Source organism: Gottfriedia acidiceleris (assembly GCF_050457485.1).
In the GTDB taxonomy this organism is placed as follows: domain Bacteria; phylum Bacillota; class Bacilli; order Bacillales; family Bacillaceae_G; genus Gottfriedia; species Gottfriedia acidiceleris_D.
The window spans coordinates 90,342-108,150 of the sequence record NZ_JBCMJM010000013.1 but is presented as its reverse complement, the minus strand read 5'-3'; the positions used below and the strand labels follow the sequence as shown (position 1 = coordinate 108,150).

Here is a 17,809-nt window from a genome sequence, read left to right as displayed (position 1 = left end):
TTTATTAGTTAGCAAGAATCAAAGGATGTTGAAAATGAATTTTGTAAAATTGATTGTTCAAATAAGCTTTCTTTACTTATTATTTTTTATTGGAAATATCATTCAGCAGCAATTTCATCTAATTATACCGGGAAGTATTATTGGTATGCTGTTATTATTTTGTTTACTATTTATACCATTCTTTAACGAAAAATGGATTCGAAATGGGAGTAATTTTTTAAGTAAGCACTTAACGCTTTTGTTTATTCCAGCTACTGTTGGAATAATGAATTATTCTTCAATTTTAAATTTTCACGGTTTAATTTCTATTATAATAGTATTAGTTAGTACAGCAGTAGTATTTACTATTACTGCAAGTATTAGTTCGTATCTTACTTCGAGAGCCCATAAAAAACAAACAAATGATTTAGTAATTGGGAGGGATACGAATGAAGGACATTAAAAGTTTACTATTTATCCTCTTAACTATTTTGTGTTATATTCTTGCTAAAAAAATGTACGCTAAATTCACTTACTCGCTAATGATTCCAATTGTTACCTCTACTACAGTTATTATCATCATTCTTGTAAATCTTCACATTACTTATGAATCGTATATGCTTGGAGGGAAATGGATTAATTTACTTTTAGGACCTGCAGTTGTTTCTTTTGCCTATCCATTATACGAACATCGGGCAACATTAAAGAATCATTGTATATCAATATTAGTTAGTGTAATGGCTGGAACAATTGTCGGTCTACTTTCAGGTGTATACTTATCACTATGGCTCGGATTAAAAAAAATCATCCTGCTTTCTTTAGCAGCAAAATCAGTTACAACCCCTTTAGCTATGGGAATCACCTCAATGATTGGTGGTATTCCGTCTTTAACGGTAGTATATGTAATGATTGCCGGTATTTCAGGATCAATGTTTGGTCCTGCTATTCTATCAAAACTTAAAATAGACCACCCTGTTGCGATTGGTGCTTCGTATGGAATCTCATCACATGGAGTAGGTACAGCAAAAGCTGCAGAATATGGTAAAATTGAACAAGCAATAAGTTCAATAGCAATGACGCTTAGTGCGATATTTGCCTCTATTCTTATTCCATTTTTAATAAGAGTAATTTTAAAATAAAACTTCCCACAAGGTACATATTTTCCTTGTGGGAGGTTTTATTTAAAATGATTTTCACAGTTCTGTATAATTAAATGCAAAAAAAGTGTCTCAAAAGTATGATAACTTATGAGACACCTTATTCAATATTTTTTTAATTTACCAAGGTCTTCCACAACATCCGCCATGCCATCCCCAAGGTCGATAATAACCCCACGGTCTTCCCCATCCCCATGGACCAAATGCCGCTGCACCAAACAAAAATGGAAAGAAGAACGGGAAAAACCTTTCATCTTCTTGTTGCGGTACTCCTGAATATGGATAATATGGTTGCTCAATTTGCTGACGATAATCATACATTAAAAATCACCTCCATACTATCTAATGTACGGAGAATTGCTCATTTAGGAGCAAGGTCATGTATATAGGCAATAGTACAAATTCTGAAGCGAAGAGTACTGTCACTCTACTTCCTTATCTTAAATCATTTTGTACATTTCATATTGAGCTATTTTTTCTTTCTTAAATTCTAGTTTATGAAAGAAACCTTCTAGGCTATTGTTATTTGGGATTGATGTTGAGAAAGATTTTAAATTTAGTTCACTAGCAGCAAATTGTAATAAGGTAGTTGCTATTTTTCGGTTACGGTAAACTTTATCAATTATTAGGACACTTATTCTACCATTTTCATTAACTGCTAAAGCACCAACATTTTCATTATCAACTCTAGCTAGAAAGTAACTAAAATTAGTTAGTTTTTCTAAATAATCAATGTCATTTTGCCAGTTTATATGATAGTCCCATTTGGTAATTGTTTCTTTGAAATTATTAAATTCAACTTTATTGATTTCTGTACTAGATTCTAATTGTATTTGTTGTAAACTTGTTAAATCTGATTTAGAAAAATAAGAAAGGTCATAAATCTTTTCGTATCCAAGTTTCTTATAAAAATTAATTGCTCGATCATTTCCAACAATTACTTCTAGGAATAGTTGTTTACATCCGTTTTTCTCTGCTTCTTCTTTGTGCAGTTCAAATAATTTTTGGCTAACACCTAAACCCCTATAATCTGGACTAATAGCTAAGGTTCCACATCGCATTGTTTTAATCGTTTCATACATTTTAATACCGCCTAAAATCACACCTACCGCTTCATTTTCATAAATCGCTACGAAAGAATGCTCAGGTTTATTACCTTCTGGACCAAAAAATAAATTTACAAACTGTTCCTTAGAATAATTGAATTTAACGATATAATCTGAAAAACCGATTGAAAATGCTTGATAAGCTAATTCAACGTCTACTTCGCTACATCTAAAATAATTTATTTTTTCTAGCTCAATATTCTTCTTCAAATTTGTTTCCATCTAAACACGTCCTTTTTTATTTAGAAATGATGAGTTCATTTTCATTTTGTTGAATTTGATCATAGTTAAAAGCAATTTTTTTCTTAAATAGTAAGTAACTAGTTACGCATAAAATCATAATGATAAGACTACCATGAAACAACCAAACAAGATGTGGCATTGATAAAAATGATAATAATGGTGATGCAGCTACAAAACCGATTGTAAAACCGACCCGATTTAACAAATTTGCAACTCCGAAGATTCTACCTCTTATGGAATTATCGGTTTTTTGAATCATTGTTGAAAAATAAGTGCCAGCTGCATTATCAAAAAATCCTGTAAAAAATGCGAAGAAAAATACTACCCATAAAATTTGATTCGATAAAAATAAAATGAAGCCGATTGATGTTAAAACTGAAGTTCCGTAATACATAAATAGGTAATGTTTTTTTAACCAAGAGACCTTAGGAATTAACCAAGTCGAAAGGATTCCTCCAATCCCCCAAGTTCCCCAAATAAGTCCTTGGTAAAATGTTGCATGTTCTGTGCTAATTTTTTCTGCTAATATTGGTACTCCGACATTATGAGAGCTTGCTGAGAATGTTTGAAATAGAAATACAATGAATACATATACTAATAGCGGTTTGATTAGCACATAAGTTTTTACTTCTTTTAAATCATTAAATAAGTGTTTCCATTGATTGTTTACACTTTTTTTAACCGTATTTTCCCATTTATAAAAGATTAGAACAAATGCGGATAAGAAATAAGAAAGGGCATCTATTCCGATGATTACACGATAATCTACAATCGTTGATAAGAATGCTGATCCTAAAAATCCAATAACCATACTAATTGCTGCAAGGCGTGAAATAAAAGCATTTATTTTTAATATATTTTCTTCACCAAATATTTGTGGTAAATCCGCACTAAAGCTAACTGAAAAAAAGCTTCCTAAAGCGCCAATGATAAATGCTACAATCGCAAACATTAAAGGTGAAGGGAAAATACATAAGATAAGTATACTTATTCCTCTAGTAATATCGCTGAATATCATTAGCTTTCTTCGATTATATCGATCCGCAATTACACCAGAAAATAAACTTGTTAATATCCCTCCACAAACACGAAGTGCTAAAACTGCAGCCAGCCATGATGTACTTTTCGTCATCGAGTAGATCACTGCATTCATTACAACCAATTCCATCAAACTACCTATATCCGAGAACGCCTTTGTATATAAAAAATAGACTTTCTTTCCCATTATAATCCCTTCATTCCACCAAAATTAAAAAATTACACACTTATTAATACATAGACAAACAAATAATTCTAATTTGGACAAAATTCATCGTGATTCCTCCTTCCGAATTAAAACTGACTATTAAGTTTATTTTATTCTATGATTAATGTATGTTGTTTGCTTTATTTTTAACATAAAAAAATTTCTGAATTTTAAATTTAGGTAGGAAAGATTTCACCTTCTCTACCTAAATGTTAATTTTGAATGACTATATAAGACATAATCATTTCTTCTGCAGCTTTAAATTGTGCTTTGTAAATTTCATCTTCTTCCACAACTGAATAATGTAAGCAAATGCCATCGATATTAGCCCAAAACAAACTAGAAATAATATCAGGATCGATTGTTTTCTTAAATTCACCAGATGCTATTCCTTGTTTAATAATTTCACTTAAAAATAAACGGTATTGATCTTTGTACCTTTCAATCATAATGGCTTGTAGATTTTCATGCCTAGCTGAATTAATCCAAAACTCCATATGGACTCTAATCATATTTCGCCATTTTTCTGTTAAAGAAATTTCGCTATACATTTGAAATAACTCTTTTAACTTATCTTTTGATGAACTAATATTTTGAAATCGTTGATTAATTTTTTCAAAAGTTTGGACTGTTCTTTCTTGCATTAAAGTTAAATAAAGCTCTTCCTTACTTTTAAAATAATTATAAATTAGTCCTTTACTCGTTTTGGAATATGCAACAATATCATCCATTGTTGTCGTATGATATCCTTTTTCTCCAAAACATTTTAATGCACTTTCAAGAAGACTCTCTCTTTTGCGTTCTTTGTAATCATCTGAGACTTTTGGCATTGAACACATTCCTTTACTCAATAAATATAATTAAACTGACTGATTAGTTTAGTTTATCAACTAAATTTTGGAATTTCAATAGAATATTCCAAATAATCACGCGATTTTTCGAATTCATAAGCTCTTTTTAAAGTAATTAAATGATATTAGATACCTATATCATGATAATTACTCTACTTAGTTTTTGTTTTTGGAAAGTCGTGGTAAACGAAAGAACAAAGCAACATATTTAAGAACTTTTGCTAAAATCATATGCATGTGAGATGACAGAAACTTTGCTAGTTTATATAGAAAAGTGACTAAAGTCGTTAAACTTTAGTCACTTTATCAAGTCAAAATTAGTTTTGTTCAAGTTTTGCTTGAACAGAAGCTAACTTACCTTCCATTGTACTCTTCTTATCGCGACGATCATCAATTCGAATAGTCGTTGCAACTCTTGAAATTCCATTTTCAAATGGTACCTCATGCATTTCTTGTACAACTTTTAATAATAACGGTAATTCGCCTTCAATAATTGTATTCATTGGTGTAAGAAGATATTTTATTTCACCATTATACTTTTCTAAAACTTTATGTATATTTGCTACATACGCACTTACACTAGGTGTTTCTGTGCCAATTGGTACGATTGAAACGTCAATAATTGCCATTTTTTGTATTCTCCTTTGTTATCAATTTGTTACTTGTCTATCCTAACATGTTTGTGATAATAAAGAAAACTCGACGATTGGCGAGCTTTAAGGCGAAGACAGAGGCGTATTTGCACTTATACTTAATTCATAAAATTTGCAACTACGTCGATTCCCCTTCATAGCTGCAAATTTATAATTTCTTAATGTGAAATGAAAAATTTAACTTTTCATCTCCTGGCAAGCCTAAGACAACTAAAACCCATTCTACATCAAAAAATTAATATCCCTTTTCAATCTTCACTATATTTCTTAGTTTCTCGTTATTTTCTAATGTTGAAAGTGTATTGACAAAACACTTAACACCATCATTTGGTAAAGTAACTGCCGAAATATGTGGAGTTATTTTTACATTAGGCATTTTCCATAATTCCGAATCGACTGGAAGTGGTTCAACAGCAAAAACATCTAAAATAGCTTTTCTAATATACCCATTATTCAAAGCTTCCTTTAAAGAGTCCTCACATACAGTTGCTCCTCTACCAACATTAATAAAACCTACATTATTTAAATGTTTAAAAGTATTCATATCTAATATATTTTTAGTTTCATTCGTAGACGGAAGAACACTAATAATCCAATCTGCATGATCTAAAATTGTAGATGCATCTTGGAACGGAACTATTTTTTCAAAATATTGTTTTTGACTACCACTCATAGAAACTCCATATACTTTCATTCCTAAACTTGATAAAACCTTACCAATATGTCCCCCAATTTCTCCTGTACCATAAATAACAACTTTTTGATCTTCTAAAGATTTTGGAATATGAAATTCCCACTTATTTTCATTCTGTAAATTTGAAAATTGTTCATGTAATTGTGAATCTTGGAGTATGTAACTTAAACAATATTGACTCATTTTTGGACCAAAAACATCAATCGTTCGCGTTAAAAGTACATCACTTTTCCATTTAATTTTCATGAAACTATCTACGCCCGCTGCTAATGAATGGACCCACTTTATGTTTCCAAATTCAAAATTTGGTGTTGGACGAAAACCAACAAATGTATCAGCCCACTCATAATCCTCTTTTGTTACTTCATCTTCAGGTAAAAAACGAAACTCTTTTGATAGATTATGTGATTCAATTAGATCTTTAAGCTTATGATGAATTCGGCTAGTCACTAAAATTTTTTGAATTTCCATTGTCCTTCACTCCTTTTTTGTCTTAAATAAATTTTAGCATAATATTCCGAAAAGAATGAAAAGAAAACACTTCGAATAATAAGATAGGAGTCAAGACCCTTTTGCTCCAATCTATTAGGATTTTGGGGGTATCTCTACAAAACTTTTCTTTTTTAGATGTCCTAATGGACCTTTCAATTCATAATGATCTGGTTTTTATCAACTTTTTAACTGATATAGAAAGAATTAGGGCATATTCACTAGATTTCCATATATAATAATCTACTATTGTACACTAATTAGGTCATAATACCCTATCTGGTATGGGTAATTTTTAATCTTATTTGCGATTCTAAGGGATTTAATTGCAGTTTTGATGATTTTAATTGCTGTTCTGTCATTTTTATTTGCGATTCTCAAAATCTATTTGCAGTTAGTCCTTATTTTGCAACTTTTCATCTTTTATTTGCACAGTTGTACTCCTTATTTGCGGTTCACTTAGATTTATTTGCAGATCAGACTAAAATACCAAATCTACTTTTACATAAAAAAAGAGGTTCCCTAAAAAAGTCGGGACAACCTCATCTGTTAATATCTTCCTTATAATACTTTACTTAAGAAACTTTTCGTGCGCTCGTGTTTTGGGAAATCAAATATTTGCACTGGACTGTTTTCTTCTACTATGTAACCTTGATCCATAAAGATTACACGATCACCAACTTCACGAGCAAAGCCCATTTCGTGTGTTACAATGACCATCGTCATTCCTTCTTTAGCAAGTTGCTTCATGACCTCTAAAACTTCACCGACCATTTCGGGATCTAGAGCGGACGTAGGTTCGTCGAATAACATAATTTTTGGTTCCATTGCAAGTGCTCTTGCGATCGCAACACGTTGTTTTTGTCCACCAGATAGTGAGTCAGGATATACATTTGCTTTATCTGAAAGCCCGACTTTTTTTAATAGTTCAAGTGCTTTCGTTTTAGCAAAATCATTCGCTCGATTTCTTACTTTTTTAGGTGCTAGCGTAATATTTTCCAAAACTGTTAAATGTGGAAATAGATTAAAATGTTGGAATACCATGCCTACTTCAGTACGAATTTTATTTATATTTGTTTTTTTATCTGTAAGATCGACGTCTTCGATAAAAACTTTACCCGCTGTTATTGTTTCTAACATATTTAAACATCGAAGGAAGGTTGATTTACCAGAACCAGAAGGACCGATTACAACGCACACTTCACGTGGTTGAATTGTAATGTTGATATCTTTTAATACTTCTAGCGAGCCAAATGATTTTTTTAATTTTTCTACTTTAATCATCCTATAGTCAACCTTCTTTCAATGCGATTTAAAACAAAGCTTAATGTTAAAGTTAAGACTAAATAAATTACAGCAGCAGATATATACGGCTCCCACACTTTATAATATTGCCCCTGCATTGCTCTACTCCAATACATAAGTTCAGGTGCAGCAATAATAGCTGCAATTGAAGATTCCTTAATTAAGACAATAAATTCATTTCCAAGTGGAGGGATCATACGTTTTACAGCTTGAGGTAAAATAACATGTTTCATAGCTTGTACATGCGTCATTCCTAAGGAACGAGAAGCCTCCATTTGCCCCTTATCAATTGATTGAATCCCAGCACGAAAGATTTCAGCAATATATGCTGCTGCATTTAATGATAGTGCAATGATTGCAGCCGCTATTGCGTTTGTCTCTCCTATAAAATACGGAACTACCCCAAAGTGAATTAATAAGATTTGTACAAATAACGGTGTTCCTCTAAAGAAATTGACATACCAAACAAAAGGAAGTGCTAACCATTTATTTGATTGCATTTTACCTAGTCCAATAAATAATCCAATTATTGTACCTAAGAATATTCCTGCTAAAGATAAGCCAATTGTTAATCCAGTTCCTTTAAGGAAAAACGGTATGTATTCTTTTACAATTTCAAAATTAAATCCCATTTCTTTTCCCCCATTTAGATAAAATTGCGTAACACAAATGACTGTTACGCAATTTTTAATTTCCTATTTATTTTCTTCCGCTTTTAATGTTTCAAGATCTGGCTCTGAACCAAAATGCTCTTTATAAATTTTTTCATACGTACCATTGTTTACTACTTCTTTAATTGCTTTATCAAGTTTACCTTTTAATTTACTTCCATCTTGAAGTAATAGGCCGTAGTATTCAGGTTCAAAGCTATTTTTATCATCAATAACAACTAGCTTTTTATCTGGATTATTTTTTGCATACGCTTCAAGAACACCATTATCCGCAACTACTGCATCAGCTCCTCCACTAAGTAGCTCTAAAATTGCTAAATTGTTATTTTCAAATTTTTTAAGATTTTTATTGTTTTTACCAAACATTTTTTCAACAGCTTCTTGTCCTGTAGTACCATTTTGCACTGCTACAACTTTACCCTTTAAATCAGCAGCTGATTTAATACTACTACCTTCTGGAACTAGAATTTTATTAATCGAAAGAAAATAAGGAGTTGTAAAATCATAGGTTTTCTCACGATCTGCATTGATCGAAATAGAAGACATACCAATATCAGCAGTTTTACCACCAATTTCAGCAAATAATGGGTCCCATCCTGTATTCACAATTTTGATTTTTAACCCAGCTTCTTCCGCAACTGCGTTTGTAAAATCAACATCAAACCCTACTATTTTACCGTTATCAAGATATTCAAATGGCGCATAGGCAGCATCAGTAACAACTCGTAATGGTTTGTCTGCTGTTCCGCTTGTTTTCGCATCCTTACCACAACCCGATAAAATTAGAGCTGTCGTCACAGCAAATGCAAACGATAGTTTTTTAACCTTTTTCATTTTAATACCCCCATTTATTTTTGATTTATGTAAGTAAATTTCTGATTAGATTAAATATATTGAATATTTTATATATTTAGATTTTTAATTATTATATCTATTCTTGTTTAAATATGCAATACTATGTCATTTTTTGCCAATTTCCTCCATTAAGCAGATTAATTGAAAGGATTATTAAAATAAGATTTTATATTATTAATGTATTTATAGATAACTATATTTCATTCAAAAAAATTCTAGTCAAAATCTTTTTAGTAAAAATAAAAAACCGGAAACATTCACTTAGTTTCCGGCTCTCTTACAGCTTTATTTAATTAAAATTGATAACTCTGAATATCCCTTGTTCGTTTTATGAACTTCAATTACTGCAGGCATTGCATCCTTTACATCTTGCACATGAGAAATAACGCCAATTAAACGACCAGATTTTTGAAGCTGAATAAGTGTATCAATTGCCTTTGATAATAATTCATCATCTAGTGATCCAAATCCCTCATCTATAAACAACGTATCAATTGATACGCCACCTTTATGTGCTTGAATAATATCTGCCATACCTAGTGCTAAACAAAGTGATGCATTAAACTGTTCTCCACCAGATAATGTTTTTACATCCCTAGCCAGACCTGTATAGGAATCATAAACTTCCAATCCTAAACCACTTTGTTTCCTTCCTTTTTCAACTGCATCTTTTCGTTGCAATTGAAATTGGCCATTTGATAAATGATCAAGTCGGATATTTGCCGATTCAATAATTTGTTCAAAGTAATCCAATAAGACATATCGCTCAAACGATATCATTTTATCATTATCGCCTTTTGTAACTTTATATAAATCCGTTATACCTGCTAATTTTTGTTCAGTTTTTACAAAATCCTCTTGATGGATTTGTAGATCAATTTTCAATTGACTTAATCGCTTATTTAATTCTTGAATACGAATCATCTCATTAACGATAGCATCTAAATGCTGAGTAATTTCTTGTACCTTCATTTTAAGTTCACTTACATCAATTTTTTCCATGGATAGAACTTGTTCTTCAAGCAACTCTTTTTCAGTATTTAATCTTTGAAGATTCTCTTCAAACATTGATAAATCATTTCGATATTGATCAATCATCTGAATATAATCAATTGCATTTATAAAATCAGATTCTCCATTAAACTCGTATTCAGTTATTTTTTCATGATAAAGAACCGTTGTTGTTCGAATCTCTTCATTTAATTTTAAAACTTCTTTCTCAAGATGAGTGCGAGTGGTCTCTTTAACCGTCTTCTGTTCAGTTAGGATTCTATATTCTTCTTCAATTTTTGAAATTTTAGCTTTTAATATTGCCATATTTTTTTCAATTTCATTTTTTTCCAATTGCCATTTCTCAAGAGTTCTTAAAGATTCAGGTAATTTTGATTCAATTTGTACAATCTGAATTTTTAATTCATTTAATTCATTCGTAAACTTATTCATTGCCTCAGTCTTCTCAGTAACTTTTACGGTTAAATCTCTAATTAATTGTTCTTTTGTTTTTATTACATTATTAATCTTTTCAAAAACAGCTTTTTTCTCAGTCAGATTTTTTAAGTTTGATTCATTCTCATTAAACTCATTAGCAAGAGCTTTAAGACCTTCATTTGTGAAATCAAATTGACCATGCTCTTCAAAAAATGATTGTTCATCAATTTTTAATGAGTTTTCTTTACTTTTAATTTCCCCCTGAATTGTTGCTAGTTCAGTCTGGAATTGATTTACTTGCATTTTCAATTCTTCTGCTTCTTCTTCATTGACAGTCCCATTAAATTTAGCAAGTGATGGGTGATGAGTACTTCCACAAACTGGACATTGCTCTTGATCCTTTAAATCCTTTGCTAAAAAAGCGGCTTTTTGCTGGTGCATTTCACCTTCAATTTTGTCCAATTCATTTTTAAGCTTAATATGGTCTAAATTTTTTGTTTGATATTCATTTCGTTTTTGCTCTAATTCTTTTTTTGCAAAAAAGATTCGTTTAGCAAACCCACCTTTTAGTGAGATTTCCTTATTTAATAAGGAGAGTTTTGCCCATTGATCATGAACACCTTCTAAAACATTTAGTTGCTGTTTTAATTGATTTAATTCTTCGTTCTCTTTCTTTAAACCATCTTGTAATGTCTTTTCTTCATTTTCGAATAATAGAATCTGTTTTGACTTATTATGAAATGCTACCTTATGATTTTGAAATTGATCGACATCTTCCTTTATCGCTAATAAATTACTCAATTGACTTTCTAAGCTACCTAATTTTTTTTGCTCTTCAGGCAATGTAGCGACTTCCGCAGAGATTTTTTCAATTTTAATGAGTGTTTCTTTTAAACTGTCTATTTCGAATAATAATTTATCGTTCGTTACTTGAAGTGAATTTTTTAATTTCTCAAGTTCAGTTTTTATTGGCAATACTTTTTCAGCATTTGTAGCTAATTTTATTTTTACTTTTTTATCTTCTATTTCTAACTCTTGACCTTTTAACATTGTTAATAATTCAATGACTTCATTTAATCGATCAATATTTTTATTATGGACTTCTGCTGAAAATAGCTTTTGCTGACTAACTTCTAATTGTGATTTTTGTATTTTCTCATTTTCTTCAAGTCTTTTTAAATCATCAAATATACTTAATATATGTTCAGTCAATATTTCATTAACAATATGAAGATTTATTTGAGATTCGTCGGCAATTTGAATTCCTTTTTCGCTTAATAATTTTTCAATCACCTCTAATTTAATAACGATTTTCTGCTTTAAATTAGTAAATTTACTTTCCATGCTTTTTCTAGCTAAATTGAGAGTTTCAGTTACTTTTTCAAATAGTTCAGTTCTGAAAATTTTTCGCAAAATTTCTTCCTTTTCTTTAGTATCCGAAACTAATAATTTTCTAAATTCACCTTGAGGAAGTAATACGATTTGTTTGAATTGATCTGCATTAATCCCTAATAATTCTTCTACTTTTTTATTGACGATTGAAGTTTTATTAAATTCCTGACAATAAGGTACTTTTTCCTCATTCTCAATTTTATAAAACTCGATTTTATCGCCGGTAATACCTTTATTTTGTTTCTTTTGATGACCTTTTTGTCTAAAAATATTATAATGGTTTCCTTTTAATTCAAATGTCAATTCAACACTAGTATATAGATCATCATCAGCAAAATGACTTCGAAGCAATGTTTGGTCATTCCTATTTTCACCGCTCGCTTCTCCAAAAAGAGCAAAACAAATCCCATCAAATATTGTTGTTTTACCTGCACCGGTTGGACCAGTTATTGCAAATAGTCCTTTTTCGTTTAGTCGCCTAAAGTCAACATGTACCTTATCCTTGTAAGGTCCAAATGCATGAAGTACTACTTTTAATGGCTTCAATTCTATTCCTCCCTTACAAAAATTTCATGAATAATCTCTTTCATATATTGTTCATCTTCAATTTTCAAATCTTCATTTTTCATTTCTTTATAAAAAGATTGAAACAACTCAAGTTGGTTTTTTGATTGTTTTTCCACTAAACTCAGTTGATTTGTTTTATCTATTTGTAATGTCGTTCGCTTTCGACTAACATGCATTGCATTTGGATAAACTGTTCTGATTTGCTCCATCGGATGTACTACCATATGCTCATCTGTTAATTTTACAAATACATAATCATCATTTACAGAATGCTGTCTGATTTCCTCAATCGTTCCTTCGATCGATCTTAAATCTCGTTTTGGATGAAAATCTTTCTTAACTACTGATAGCTCACCGTCAGCTTTTAATTCAATAATTAAGCAGCCTTTTTTATGATTTTCTTCAGAAAGGGAGTACTTTAAAGGTGATCCAGAATATCGAATTGATTGATTTCCTACAAAATGTGCCCGATGTAAGTGCCCTAGTGCTGTATAGTTAAAATGTTTGAAATTATGATGTGATACGTATTCAGCTCCACCAATAGAGAGTGTTCGTTCACCTTCTGTCTCTTCATCTGAAGGCTCACCATTATTTGTTACGAATGCATGTCCAACAAATACATTACGTACTGATGAGTCTAGTTCTTCATCTCTTATTTTATTTATGATTGCTTTCATAGCTTCATCATGTGAATGAATATCATCGTTTTGTAAAATATAACGTACAATACTTGGTTCGGCATATGGAATTAAATAAAAATGAACTTCACCATCATCATCTTCCAAAATAACTTTCTTAAATGGGGTTTGAAATTTCCCTACTAAATATAAGCCTTCTTTTTCCATAAAACGACTACCAAATTCAATTCGTTCAGCGCTATCATGATTTCCAGCAATCGCAAGAATGGGCGTATTACATTCAATTACAATTTTATGGAATACTTCATTTAATAGTTCAATCGCCTCAGTTGGCGATATACTTTTATCATATAAATCGCCTGCTATAACAACAGCATCTGGCTTCTCTTCTTTAATTATAGAAATGAATTCATCTAATATAAATCGTTGGTCTTCTGTCATATGTACACCATGTACAATTTTACCAAGGTGCCAATCTGCTGTATGAATAAACTTCATTAAATACACCTCATCATTTTATTTACTTTCATTATTACAAATTTATAGAACAACTTTTCTATCTTATATTTTACATCAACATACGAACGTTTGTATGCTTTTTAATCACATTAATTCTAAAAATGCATTATTAAGTTAAAATAATTGAAATACTAATTAATATGATTCAAAATAAACTTATCATAGCTTTAGGAGGCAATTATGGAAAAAATAGAAGATGTAAAAAAATACGAGGAAATAATTAAAAGTGAAAAGCCAATCGTGGTGAAGTTTTATGCAACTTGGTGTCCTGATTGTACACGTTTAGATGCTTTTATCGGAGACGTAATTGAAGAGCACCCATCATTTACTTGGTACACAATGGATCGCGATGAATTTCCAGAAATCGCTAGTGAACAACAAGTAATGGGAATTCCGAGTTTGCTTGTATTTAAAGATGGCGAAAAAATTGGACACTTACATAGCGCAAATGCAAAAACTCCAGAATCAGTTGAAGAATTTTTATCAACTTTTGAATAACATCAAGTTAGTTAAATCTTGATGAGGCTGGGATTATCCCTAAAATTTAAATGAAATTAATTAAACCACAAGGTAATTGAACCTTGTGGTTTTTGTATACATTATTACTCTGCAGTTCTTTTTTCCTGGCTACTTGTCTAAAACATTTATAGGTAATTTGGACTTGATTGATATCATATACATCTCATGAGGTGAATATTTGTGCTTAATTTCATTGAAGATGTTGATGTTGTTCGATTTCCAGAGGCTCTAACCGGAAACAAAAAGAACCCCTATATTATTCGATTATAGGTGTTTCTTTTTCACATTCAATTAAAGCTGTTTTCTTTCATGTAAATTAATAAATACATTTTTACAAATACTGTACCATGCATATCCTACTAACCAGCCAGCAATAATATCTGAGAAATGATGTACATGGAGATAAATTCTGCTCATTGATATTAAAAATATCATTAAAAGAACGATAAATTGAATCATTTTTTTGTGTTTCATCATTTCAGGTTGAATGACAATTAAAATAAATCCTAATGTTAGAAAGAAGGAAGTTGCCATAACCGCATGACCACTTGGGAAACTAAATCCACTTTCCACATAGTACATTGAACTTGGTCGTGGTCTTTCATATAGATTTTTTAAAAAGGAAACAACCACTCTAGCTGTCAATAATGTAATAAGTAACGATATACCAGTCCAAATGCGCTTACGTATAATTGAATAAACTAAAACAATGACTGCAAATGTTAAATACATTTTTGAAGAACCAAAATCTCTTAAAAAATAACAAAATGAATCTAGTACATCTGTTCGAATGAATTCAAAGAATTTAAAAGCTGAATTGTCCAAACTCCGAATCATGTTTGAATCATAGATCAGTCCTAAAATAACAAATAGAAAAATAGAAGTAAAAATTAGTATCCAATTATTTTTTTTCATATAGTCCTCCACTATAAATTCCAGTTAGTGCATCTTAATTGCTTGTACTTTGGATACACAAAGAAAAACGACGAGAGCTCCCGTCGCCACTTTCATGACTATTCTTCTTCCTCATCAATTTCATCAATCATACATTTTTCCAGTAAGTACTCAAAAGTAATATCCGCTAGTTCCTCAATTTCCTCTTCCTCAGGAACATAACCCCGTTGAATGAGCTGTTGATAGAAAAATTCTGCTATTTCTTCCGTATCAATAACTACCTCAATTTCTTTCACTAGCATCACCCCTTACTAGTTAATATGTGAAAAATGAGAAAATATGAAAAAAACCTTACCAAGCACAAAAAAATATTAATATGTAACCTTTAGCATAATACAACATTGACAAGCATATATTCAATTAAAACATGTTAAAGGAGCGAGATTCCAATGATAAAAATGGACAAGCTAGCTAATTTAAAAGAAATTATGGTTAATGATGAACTGTTTGAAGAAGCTGTTGAAAAACTGACGACAATTGCATTTTTTATTTTAATAGGGATAGGCATACCTTTTATGATTCATATAATTCTACAATTATTGTAGAATATCCTCTCTCTCAATTTGTTTTCTTTTCTGAGAATTTATTTAAATTTTTAAGCACTAGATCCATCACAATTTTATATTCTTCGTCTTGGAAGATTGAATATAAAACAGCGTAATCATTATATATATCTAATAATCCATCAATTATTTCTTGTTTTGTTGTTTTATTTCTGTTTTTATTAAAATCATTCATTGAGCGAAGTTTTTCTAAGTCTAATTTTGTAATGCCATTTTTATCATTTCTTAGTTTTTTTAGGATTGCATTTGCAGTTTGTGCTGATGCAATTAAGGTTAAATCTGTTTCATCGGCTTCTAACCATTCTCCATCAGTAATACGCGCTAATTCATAAATTGTATCTTCCCACGCGTCATTTTTATATCGCCAAACCTCTGTACGGTACCCCACAATTCGAAATATTTCTTTTTCATAGCCATTGACTTGAACAAGATCCCCGAAAGAAAATGAATAATTTACTTCTATCCATTCTTTTTCAAGTTTTTTCCCATCATATTCGTTGAGAAGCTGAAGAGTATTCTCAACATAAAGTCCGTCATGATTATTGACTTCATAAACAAAAACGCCGTCCATCAGTTTAATATTTATTAACTTTCTATTTTTATTGGCTATTGAGACAAAAATACCACTCAAGTAAGTTTTACGTGAGTGGTTTATCAGATGTCTTTATTTTTATATCCTCATTTTTTATTTTTAAAGTTAATTTTAGTAATGCTTCTGCTGCAAGTTTTGCATTTAACGTTCCAATTTCTTCATATTTAAACTTTTCCATGAAGAAACACCCCTCTATAGACTATTCATATGTCTAGTCTATAGTTCACTGTGGTAGGATTGTAATCGATCAAACTGGCTATTAGAAAAACATATAAGGCATAAAAAAACAACTCTTCTGATTTTAAAGAGTTGTTTCAGTGCGAAGACAAAGGGCTAAAAATTTATTTATTTACAGATGCAAACAATTTAAAGCTATCCTCAATACGATGGTTAAGGTTCGTATGTGCTGCTCTTAAAGATTGAAAAGTATGTTCATTTAATGATGACCATACTCGCTCTCTTTCCTTTAAACTCTCTATGTAGTATTTTCCAGCCTGTTCATATTGCTCTTCTAACCTTTCAACTAACTCAACTGAGGCTTTGAACGGAGTAGATATTAACTCTGTAAAGTTATTTACCGTTTCTTCAAATAGATTAAGAGTTGATTGAACTTCTGAAGATTCATCTATTTTTGCTATTTTAATTCTTGATGTATTTGCATTTATATAATTATTAAAGTACTTTATTTCATTGAATAAACCATTTACTGCATTACGATATTCCTCATTAAATTTCCTTGTTTCTTTTAACACTTTTATAAACGAATCTAACTTTTGTTCTCTACTGACTCTTAGGTATGTCAAACTACTTTCGTATTGATCCCAGAGCGTATTAAAAAAAGGATCCATAAAATATTTTTCTACTTTCTCGTCTTTAATTTTTTGAACTTCCGCCTTTGGTTTTGAAGCTTTCTGTGTCGTCAAACTTCTTCCTCCTCTTTTGGATTCAAATTTTTCTCTATTTTATCCTCTCTTTGTAATGGAGGAATGTAGAGCTCAAGAAAACTAGTGTACATTTTGAAAAATTGATCAAGCATTGATTGATAAAGTTCGAGTTGTCTTGCGTTACTTGTTAAGTATGCCTTCCCAGCTTCTGTAATTGAATAACAGCGCTTAGCAGGCCCGCTTCCTTTCGTATCCCATTCTGATTGTACAAGATTTTCTTTCTCTAGTTGTCTTAATAATCGATATAAATTTCCTTGGTCAAGTGTTTGAAATCCGAATGCGTGGAGTTTTTGAATTAAATCATAGCCATGAAGTGTCATCCGACTAAGGAGTAGAAGAATAAAAGGCATAATAAAGTTTTTTGATGGAGTAATATTTTTATCTTTATCATTGTTCATTGGTAACACCTCAATAAAAAATCTAATAGGTGTATTTTACACATAT

21 protein-coding genes are annotated in these 17,809 nt (G+C 30.8%); 4 read left to right on the top strand and 17 right to left on the bottom strand.

Going from position 1 to position 17,809, the window contains the following annotated elements:
* Positions 1-34: 34 nt before the first annotated feature.
* Both ABEY15_RS14620 and ABEY15_RS14615 read left to right on the top strand, forming a co-directional pair.
* Positions 35-442, top strand: a complete 408-nt coding sequence (locus ABEY15_RS14620) for a CidA/LrgA family protein (RefSeq protein ID WP_429890883.1) — start codon at positions 35-37, stop codon at positions 440-442.
* The gene (locus tag ABEY15_RS14615; protein ID WP_429890882.1) at positions 429-1,118 is read left to right on the top strand and encodes an LrgB family protein; all 690 of its coding nucleotides are present in this window, start codon (positions 429-431) and stop codon (positions 1,116-1,118) included. The genes ABEY15_RS14620 and ABEY15_RS14615 overlap by 14 nt, the downstream gene beginning before the upstream one ends.
* 138 nt (positions 1,119-1,256) lie before the next feature.
* On the opposite strand, the gene ABEY15_RS14610 is transcribed toward ABEY15_RS14615, so the two are convergent.
* From ABEY15_RS14610 to ABEY15_RS14560, 11 genes are all read right to left on the bottom strand, one after another.
* Positions 1,257-1,457 carry a hypothetical protein gene (locus tag ABEY15_RS14610; RefSeq protein ID WP_429890881.1) on the bottom strand — a complete coding sequence of 67 codons (201 nt, stop codon included), beginning with the start codon at positions 1,455-1,457 and terminating at the stop codon, positions 1,257-1,259.
* A gap of 119 nt (positions 1,458-1,576) precedes the next feature.
* Positions 1,577-2,464, bottom strand: coding sequence for a GNAT family N-acetyltransferase (locus ABEY15_RS14605; protein ID WP_429890880.1), 888 nt, complete (start codon positions 2,462-2,464; stop codon positions 1,577-1,579).
* Positions 2,465-2,480: 16 nt separating this feature from the next.
* Positions 2,481-3,710: an MFS transporter gene (locus tag ABEY15_RS14600; RefSeq protein ID WP_429890879.1), complete on the bottom strand. Its 1,230-nt coding sequence runs from the start codon at positions 3,708-3,710 to the stop codon at positions 2,481-2,483.
* Positions 3,711-3,943: 233 nt separating this feature from the next.
* The gene (locus ABEY15_RS14595; RefSeq protein ID WP_165347072.1) at positions 3,944-4,561 is read right to left on the bottom strand and encodes a TetR/AcrR family transcriptional regulator; all 618 of its coding nucleotides are present in this window, start codon (positions 4,559-4,561) and stop codon (positions 3,944-3,946) included.
* A gap of 338 nt (positions 4,562-4,899) precedes the next feature.
* The gene (locus ABEY15_RS14590; protein WP_429890878.1) at positions 4,900-5,211 is read right to left on the bottom strand and encodes an MTH1187 family thiamine-binding protein; all 312 of its coding nucleotides are present in this window, start codon (positions 5,209-5,211) and stop codon (positions 4,900-4,902) included.
* Positions 5,212-5,470: 259 nt separating this feature from the next.
* Entirely contained in the window at positions 5,471-6,400 is a 930-nt protein-coding gene (locus ABEY15_RS14585) for a D-2-hydroxyacid dehydrogenase (RefSeq protein WP_429890876.1), read from the bottom strand.
* A 579-nt stretch (positions 6,401-6,979) separates the two neighbouring features.
* Positions 6,980-7,702: an amino acid ABC transporter ATP-binding protein gene (locus ABEY15_RS14580; RefSeq protein ID WP_098428921.1), complete on the bottom strand. Its 723-nt coding sequence runs from the start codon at positions 7,700-7,702 to the stop codon at positions 6,980-6,982.
* Positions 7,699-8,355: an amino acid ABC transporter permease gene (locus ABEY15_RS14575; RefSeq protein WP_429890875.1), complete on the bottom strand. Its 657-nt coding sequence runs from the start codon at positions 8,353-8,355 to the stop codon at positions 7,699-7,701. The genes ABEY15_RS14580 and ABEY15_RS14575 overlap by 4 nt, the downstream gene beginning before the upstream one ends.
* 63 nt (positions 8,356-8,418) lie before the next feature.
* Positions 8,419-9,228, bottom strand: coding sequence for a basic amino acid ABC transporter substrate-binding protein (locus ABEY15_RS14570; protein WP_429890874.1), 810 nt, complete (start codon positions 9,226-9,228; stop codon positions 8,419-8,421).
* 306 nt (positions 9,229-9,534) lie between these two features.
* A complete protein-coding gene (locus ABEY15_RS14565; RefSeq protein WP_429890873.1) occupies positions 9,535-12,615 on the bottom strand; it encodes an AAA family ATPase in 3,081 nt (1,026 codons plus the stop codon).
* Positions 12,616-12,617: 2 nt separating this feature from the next.
* Positions 12,618-13,772, bottom strand: coding sequence for an exonuclease SbcCD subunit D (locus ABEY15_RS14560; protein WP_429890872.1), 1,155 nt, complete (start codon positions 13,770-13,772; stop codon positions 12,618-12,620).
* Positions 13,773-13,973: 201 nt separating this feature from the next.
* Here ABEY15_RS14560 and ABEY15_RS14555 point away from each other — a divergent pair, with 201 nt between their 5' ends.
* Entirely contained in the window at positions 13,974-14,291 is a 318-nt protein-coding gene (locus ABEY15_RS14555; RefSeq protein ID WP_429890871.1) for a thioredoxin family protein, read from the top strand.
* 312 nt (positions 14,292-14,603) lie between these two features.
* Here the strand turns inward: ABEY15_RS14555 and ABEY15_RS14550 are convergent, their stop codons facing one another.
* Complete coding sequence (locus tag ABEY15_RS14550) at positions 14,604-15,227, bottom strand: phosphatase PAP2 family protein (RefSeq protein ID WP_429890869.1); 624 nt, start codon at positions 15,225-15,227, stop codon at positions 14,604-14,606.
* A gap of 98 nt (positions 15,228-15,325) precedes the next feature.
* Positions 15,326-15,502 carry a YozD family protein gene (locus ABEY15_RS14545; protein ID WP_069032035.1) on the bottom strand — a complete coding sequence of 59 codons (177 nt, stop codon included), beginning with the start codon at positions 15,500-15,502 and terminating at the stop codon, positions 15,326-15,328.
* Between the two features lie 153 nt (positions 15,503-15,655).
* Here ABEY15_RS14545 and ABEY15_RS14540 point away from each other — a divergent pair, with 153 nt between their 5' ends.
* A complete protein-coding gene (locus tag ABEY15_RS14540) occupies positions 15,656-15,811 on the top strand; it encodes a hypothetical protein (protein ID WP_175403429.1) in 156 nt (51 codons plus the stop codon).
* A gap of 13 nt (positions 15,812-15,824) precedes the next feature.
* Here the strand turns inward: ABEY15_RS14540 and ABEY15_RS14535 are convergent, their stop codons facing one another.
* The 4 genes from ABEY15_RS14535 to phaQ form a co-directional block, all read right to left on the bottom strand.
* A complete protein-coding gene (locus ABEY15_RS14535; RefSeq protein ID WP_069032034.1) occupies positions 15,825-16,400 on the bottom strand; it encodes a hypothetical protein in 576 nt (191 codons plus the stop codon).
* A 67-nt stretch (positions 16,401-16,467) separates the two neighbouring features.
* Entirely contained in the window at positions 16,468-16,599 is a 132-nt protein-coding gene (locus ABEY15_RS14530; protein ID WP_429890867.1) for a hypothetical protein, read from the bottom strand.
* Positions 16,600-16,762: 163 nt separating this feature from the next.
* Entirely contained in the window at positions 16,763-17,344 is a 582-nt protein-coding gene (locus ABEY15_RS14525; RefSeq protein ID WP_429890865.1) for a hypothetical protein, read from the bottom strand.
* The gene (gene phaQ / locus ABEY15_RS14520) at positions 17,341-17,763 is read right to left on the bottom strand and encodes a poly-beta-hydroxybutyrate-responsive repressor (RefSeq protein ID WP_429890864.1); all 423 of its coding nucleotides are present in this window, start codon (positions 17,761-17,763) and stop codon (positions 17,341-17,343) included. Before phaQ ends, ABEY15_RS14525 begins: the two co-directional genes overlap by 4 nt.
* Positions 17,764-17,809 lie beyond the last annotated feature (46 nt).